Origin of the sequence: Nocardia sp. NPDC059240 (genome assembly GCF_042753865.1) — a bacterium.
In the GTDB taxonomy this organism is placed as follows: domain Bacteria; phylum Actinomycetota; class Actinomycetes; order Mycobacteriales; family Mycobacteriaceae; genus Nocardia.
Map to the genome: position 1 here is coordinate 334,615 of NZ_JBHZAC010000007.1, position 6,293 is coordinate 340,907.

At 67.1% G+C, this 6,293-nt stretch carries 5 protein-coding genes; 2 read left to right on the forward strand and 3 right to left on the reverse strand.

What is annotated here, in order from left to right; all coding sequences use genetic code 11:
* Nucleotides 1–30: 30 nt before the first annotated feature.
* Both ACFXHA_RS26660 and ACFXHA_RS26665 read left to right on the forward strand, forming a co-directional pair.
* Nucleotides 31–2,076 carry a M3 family metallopeptidase gene (locus ACFXHA_RS26660; RefSeq protein ID WP_379361320.1) on the forward strand — a complete coding sequence of 682 codons (2,046 nt, stop codon included), beginning with the start codon at nt 31–33 and terminating at the stop codon, nt 2,074–2,076.
* A gap of 108 nt (nt 2,077–2,184) precedes the next feature.
* Nucleotides 2,185–3,141, forward strand: a complete 957-nt coding sequence (locus ACFXHA_RS26665) for an alpha/beta hydrolase (RefSeq protein ID WP_379361322.1) — start codon at nt 2,185–2,187, stop codon at nt 3,139–3,141.
* 20 nt (nt 3,142–3,161) lie between these two features.
* On the opposite strand, the gene ACFXHA_RS26670 is transcribed toward ACFXHA_RS26665, so the two are convergent.
* From ACFXHA_RS26670 to ACFXHA_RS26680, 3 genes are all read right to left on the reverse strand, one after another.
* Nucleotides 3,162–4,793, reverse strand: a complete 1,632-nt coding sequence (locus ACFXHA_RS26670) for a serine/threonine-protein kinase (RefSeq protein WP_379361324.1) — start codon at nt 4,791–4,793, stop codon at nt 3,162–3,164.
* A gap of 137 nt (nt 4,794–4,930) precedes the next feature.
* Nucleotides 4,931–5,188 carry a hypothetical protein gene (locus ACFXHA_RS26675; protein ID WP_379361326.1) on the reverse strand — a complete coding sequence of 86 codons (258 nt, stop codon included), beginning with the start codon at nt 5,186–5,188 and terminating at the stop codon, nt 4,931–4,933.
* Nucleotides 5,189–5,336: 148 nt separating this feature from the next.
* Nucleotides 5,337–6,089, reverse strand: coding sequence for an SDR family oxidoreductase (locus tag ACFXHA_RS26680; protein WP_379361328.1), 753 nt, complete (start codon nt 6,087–6,089; stop codon nt 5,337–5,339).
* Nucleotides 6,090–6,293: the final 204 nt, after the last annotated feature.

A 6,293-nucleotide genomic window follows, 5' to 3' on the forward strand; every position in this document is an offset into this window, starting at 1 on the left:
CGTGCCACCTGCCGGAATAAGGTGGCGGGTATGACGAGCAACCCGTTCCTCGAGCGCAGCCCGCTGCCCTACGAGCTGCCGCCGTTCGCGGAGATCAGCGAAGAGCACTATCTGCCCGCGTTCGAACGGGGGATGGCCGAGCAGCTGGCCGAGATCGCCGCCGTCACCGCGTTGGACGAGGCCCCGACATTCGCGAATACGATTGCGGCGCTCGAGCATTCGGGTGAGGCGCTGACCCGGGTGTCGCTGGTGTTCTTCAACCTCGTGTCCTCGGACACGAATGAGCGCATCCAGGCGATCGAGGCGGAGGTCTCGCCGCGGCTGGCCGCGCACGCGGATGCCATCCATCTGGATCCGGTGCTGTTCGGCCGGATCGACGCACTGCACGAGCGCCGCGCCGAACTCGGGTTGGATGCCGAACAGACGCGGCTGCTGGAGCGATACCACCTGCGCTTCGTGCGCGCCGGTGCCCGGCTGGATGCGACGCAGCAGGCGCGGCTGCGCGAGCTCAATGCGGAACTCGCCACGGCATCAACGGAATTCGGTCAGCACAATCTGGCGGCCGCCAACGCGGCAACCGTGGTTCTCGACAGCGAGCAGGAACTCGCCGGGCTCACCCCGGCGGCGGTGACCGCTGCGGCGGAGAACGCCGACGCCCTCGGATACCCCGGCAAATGGGCGCTGAGCCTGCAGAACGTCTCCAATCAGCCCGTATTGGCCGATCTGGCAGACCGGGCGGTGCGGGAACGGGTGATGGCGGCGTCACTCGGTCGCGGCTTCGGTGCGAACGGCGACAATGCCGGGCTGGGCGCCCGCATGACGGCCTTGCGCGCCGAACGCGCCGAGCTGCTGGGCTATTCGGATCACGCCTCCTACGCGGTAGCCGATCAGACTGCGAAAACGGCTGCGGCGGTGGAGGATATGCTCACTCGCCTGGTGTCGCCCGCAGTGGCCAATGCCGAGCGGGAGGCGGGTGAGCTCACCGCCGCACTGCGAGCCGTCGACCCGGATGCCGAACTGCGTTCCTGGGATTGGCAGTTCTGGTCGGAAAAGCTTCGGGCCGAACAGTTCTCGATGGACAGCGAGGTGCTGCGGCCGTACCTCGAACTGGAGCGGGTGCTGTGGGACGGTGTATTCCACGCGGCCGGACTGGTTTACGGCCTCACCTTCCGGGAACGCACAGATCTGGCCGGCTATCACCCGGAAGTGCGGGTGTTCGAGGTGTTCGACGCTGACGGCAGCGCGCTGGGTCTGTTCCTCGGCGACTTCTTCAAACGCCCGTCCAAACGCGGTGGCGCGTGGATGAATTCGCTGGTCCGCCAGTCGAAGCTGTTGGGGCAGCCGCCCGTCGTGGTCAACAACCTCAATATCGTGAAACCGGCCGAGGGCGAACCGGCACTGCTGACCTGGGACAACGTCCGTACGCTCTTCCACGAGTTCGGGCACGCCCTGCACGGGCTGTTCTCGGACGTGGTGTATCCGTTCTTCTCCGGCACCGCGGTGCCGCGCGACTTCGTGGAATTCCCGTCGCAGGTGAACGAGATGTGGATGGCGCGGCCGGAAGTGCTGGCCAACTACGCCCGCCACATCGACACCGGCGAGCCGATGCCCGGCGAACTGGTCGAGCGGCTGGCCGCGGCCGAGCGCTTCGGTGAGGGTTTCCGCACGGTCGAATATCTGGCCGCGGCACTGCTGGACTGGGCCTGGCATCGTCGCACCCACGCCGACGCGCAGACCGACATCGATGCCGAGGCGTTCGAGGACGAAGCCCTGCGCAAGGCCGGCGTCGCCCTCGCCGCCATCCCGCCGCGCTACCGGACCGGCTATTTCGCGCATATCTTCGCGGGCGGTTACGGGGCCGGCTACTACTCCTACATCTGGAGCGAGGTGCTCGACGCCGATACCGTGCAGTGGTTCGACGAGGGCGAGGATTCGATCCGCGCGAAGGGCGAGCGGTTCCGCGGTGAACTGCTCTCGCGCGGCGGCGCGGTCGACCCGCTGGAAGCCTTCGCCGCCTTCCGCGGCCGCGCACCGGAGATCGAGCCGCTGTTGACTCGCCGGGGTTTGAATCGATAGCTGATTCGATTGAGGCACAGCCGATTCCCGCTGGGATAGGGTGGAACCTCCGGAGATCGACTGGGAGGGGTGCGAATCGTGGACGAAGCGCGATCCAAGGGACACAGGATGTTTCGCGATGTGATCAAGCGGTTCGCCACCGTTGCCGCGGCGGCCGTGCTGGTGTCGGGCCTGGGGGTGGCGCAGGCCACGATCGGCACCGGGCGCGCCGCGGCCGCGCCGGCGGGCGGATATCAGGAACTGTGGGTGCCCTCCAGCATGGGGCCGATCAAGGTGCAGGTACAGTGGGCCGCACACGGCGGCAGTTCGGCCCTGTACCTGCTGGACGGGTTGCGCGCTCCCGGCGACCACAGCCAGTGGACGTCCGATACCGACGCGCTACGCCAATTCGTCGGGGACAACGTCACTTTGGTGTTCCCGGTCGGCGGGCACTCCAGCTTCTACACCGACTGGCTGCGGCCCAGCAGCACCAACGGGCAGGCCTACACCTACCGCTGGGAGACCTTCCTCACCGAGGAGCTGCCCAACTTCCTTGCGGGCTACGGGGTTTCGCGCACCAACGACGCCATCGTCGGGCCGTCCATGGGCGGCAATGCCGCGCTGACGCTGGCGGCCCACCATCGCGATCAGTTCCGGTTCGCCGGATCCTTCTCCGGCTACGTGAATCCCACGTTCCCGATGTGGAACGAGGGCATGCGCGCCGCCATGCGCGACGAGGGCAATTTCAACCTCGACGACATGTGGGGGCCGATCACCAATCCGGCCTGGAGCCGCAATGACGCCACCGTGCAGGCCGAGCTGCTGCGCGGGCTGCCCATGTACATCTGGAGCGGCAACGGCGTCCCCACCGGCGCGGATCTGCCCAACGGCGTGGGCAACACCGTGAATGCCATGGCCCTGGAAGCGATGACACAGACCGCCACCCAAATCCTGCGAAACCGGTTCGCGGCCTTGGGAATCAGCGCCCGCGTCGACATCGGCCCGGGCACCCACACCTGGCCCTACTGGCAGGAGGCCCTGCGCACCGCCCGCCCCATGATCCTCGACGCGCTCGGCGCGCACTGACCGGTTGTCCGGCGGTCCGCCTACTGCGGTCCGCCGGACTGGACCGCCTTTCGGGCGGCCGATTGCAGTGCAGGGTCGATGGCGGTGTCCTGGCTCAGGTCGGTGCGTGCGGCCAGTGCGGTGGTCAGATAGCGATGTTGAACGTTGAAGGCCTCGACGCGGTGCGGGTCGCTCGTCCCCTGGGTGTTGACATTGCTGCCGACGCCCGAGTTGGGATGCCAGAAGACGAGGTTTCTTTGCAGGGTGGGGTTCAATGCCGCGGCGGCGGCCTGGGCGGTGGTCGCATCCGGAAGCGGGAAGATCTCGACCGATATCAATACCGGGGGTGCCGCACCGGGACTCGTCTTCTCCAGGTAGACGCCGATCATCATCCCCTTACAGCCATGTTCGGCAAGCATTTCCACCACGGCGGAGCCGCCGGCATGGCTGCAGTCGGGGGGAGTGTCGCCCGTCGGCGGGCCACCGCTCTGCAGTTCGAAGGTGGCACCCAGGTCATCGGTGAAACTCGTGGGCAGCAGGGCGATCGACGTGTACGGGGTGATGTCGGTGGCGGCGTTGTCCCGCAAATCCCTGGTGGCAACGGTCGTGGTCGGTGCGGCGGTCGGCTGGGCGGGCCCGCGTGATTGATCGGTCAGCCGGACCGCCGCGTAGCCGCCGCCCAGGACGAGCGCCGCTATCGCGACCGAGATGCCGATCACGATGGGTGTGCGGCTCCTTCCCGGTGGCGTCTTCGGAATTTGAATGTTCGCCGATTGCGTTGGTGCCATGGGTGATTGGGGACACACGAACGGGGCCCGATAATCGCGTTGATCCACCACCTGCTGGTGCAGCGCACGCTCGGCCGCGTAAGCCAGTTCGCCGCAACTGGCGAAGCGGTGCGCGGGATCCTTGGCCAAGGCACGTGCGATGACATCGTCGAAAGCGATTGGCAGGTGCGGATTGTGGACGCTGGGCCGCGGAATCGCGCCGTTCAGATGACCGTGCATCAACTGCGCCGCGTTGCCTCCGGCGTAAGGCTGCACGCCGGTGAGCATGTGGTAGAGCGTGCAGCCGAGCGAGTACACGTCGACGCGACGGTCGGCGACAACAGCGGGATCCAGCCGCTCCGGCGCTGAATATTGCAGGCTGGCAAGCACATCGCCGGTCTGCGTCAGCCCGACATTGTCGTCGAACGCTTTGGCGATCCCGAAATCGGTGAGGATGGCCCGCTCCCGGGTTCCGGCCGCGAGCAGAATATTGGCGGGCTTCACGTCACGATGCAGAATTCCGGCATCGTTGGCGTGGTCGATCGCGTCAGCGGTCTCGGTGATGATCCGGACCGCGCGTACCGGGTCCATCGGCCGTCCGTGCGCCAACTCCCGGGCGACATCGGTGCCGTCGACGAAGGCCATCGCGATCCACCGCTGATCCCCCTCCTCGCCCCGCGCATATATCGTGACGATATTCGGATGATTCAGGCGCGCAACAGTATTCGCCTCCCGTTCGAATCGTCCGCGCAGCTCCTCGTTCCCGCTGGTGGATCGCGTCAGCAACTTCAACGCCACCAGCCGAGGCAGATCGCGATCATTCGCCAGATACACCTCCCCCATGCCGCCCGCGCCCAGCCGCCGAATCGTCCGGTAGCCCGCGAACACCTCCCCAGGCCGCAACATATCTCCCACCCCGGCGTCCTCTCAACTCACGTCCGCCGCCGACGATACGCGGACCAGCGCCGAACCAACCAGCCGAAGAGAGGCGATACCTACTGCCTCACAACCGGTTTACGGCCGCACGTGAGGGAAGGCGCGGCTTACGAGGGGTTGTAGTCGCAGTCGATGTAGATCTCGTCCGCATCGGAGGAGACGAGGTCGTAGCCGGGCACCACCGGGCAGGTCCAGTTCCCCGGGCCACCCGCGGCATGCCCCGCGCAAGCCTCGCCGGGAGTCTTCACATGCTCATCCCCGGTAACCGGGTCGTACAGGCAAACCTGGTCCGGCACATCGGCAACGGCCTGCCCGGCCGCCGGAATGGCAAACCCGGCAATGCCGACAGCGGCAACCACCAACATCGCTGCACGGTTCCGAATGGTGAACTGCATAACCCCGCCCCTTCGCTGATCAATCAGACCGCCAGCACCCTAGCCCGCCCCCACCCCCACGGCGACTGGACTTCTGACCAGGTGGGGTGATGCAGGGCGGCGGGCAACCGGCGGAGCGCTATTCGGGGACGGTGAAGGCTTCGGTGATGCCGCCGTCGAGCGGGATGGCCGCGCCGGTGATGAAACCGGCGTCGTCGCTGGCGAGGAACGCGATGGTCGCGGCGGCCTCGTCCAGGGTGCCGAAGCGGCCCATCGGCCAATGCACCATGCGCTTGTCCAGCGCACTCGGATCGCGTTGCAGGAGCTCGCGCTGCTGCGGTGTCTCGATCGGCCCGAACAACACCGCGTTGACGCGAACTCCGCTGCGGGCCAGGTGAACTCCGAGGTCTCTGCTCAGCTGCACCACTCCCGCCTTGGCGGCCGCATACGCCATCGGCGCGGTCGCCGACCCGACGGCGGCCAGGAACGAGGCGGCATTGATCACCGAGCCACCGGAAGGCTCGGTCTCGCGCAGGTGTGGGATGCCGTGCTTGCAGGCCAGGAAGATGCTGGTGAGATTGGCGTCCTGGGCATCGCGCCAGGTCTGCAAGGTCATCTCGAAGATCGAGCGATCGCCGGGACCCATCAACCCGACGTTGTTGTAGATCACGTCCAACCGACCGTGGTCGCGAACAACCTCCCGGTACATCCCCGCCACCGCGTCTTCATCGGTGAGATCGGCCCGAACCGCCTGCCCGCCAACCGAATGCGAGACCTTGTCCACACCGACCACCACCGCCCCCTCATCGGCGAACCGATCGGCCACCGCCCGCCCGATCAAACTGGCGGCCCCATTGACCACACAAACCTTGCCCGCAAGCCTCCCGAACACCGCAACCTCCCATCGATCCAACCGAATGCGCCCGTCCTACACCGGTACCAAACCTCTTCATGCTCAACCGGCCTGAACACGCAGCCGGAGTGAGAAAGTCGGGGCCCGCCGGGGGGCGGGCCCCGCCCCTGACGGGTGCGGGTAAGCAGGCCGGGTTGTGGGGGGGGGGGGGCCGCTGGGTGTGGGTTTGTGCCCGGGGGGCGG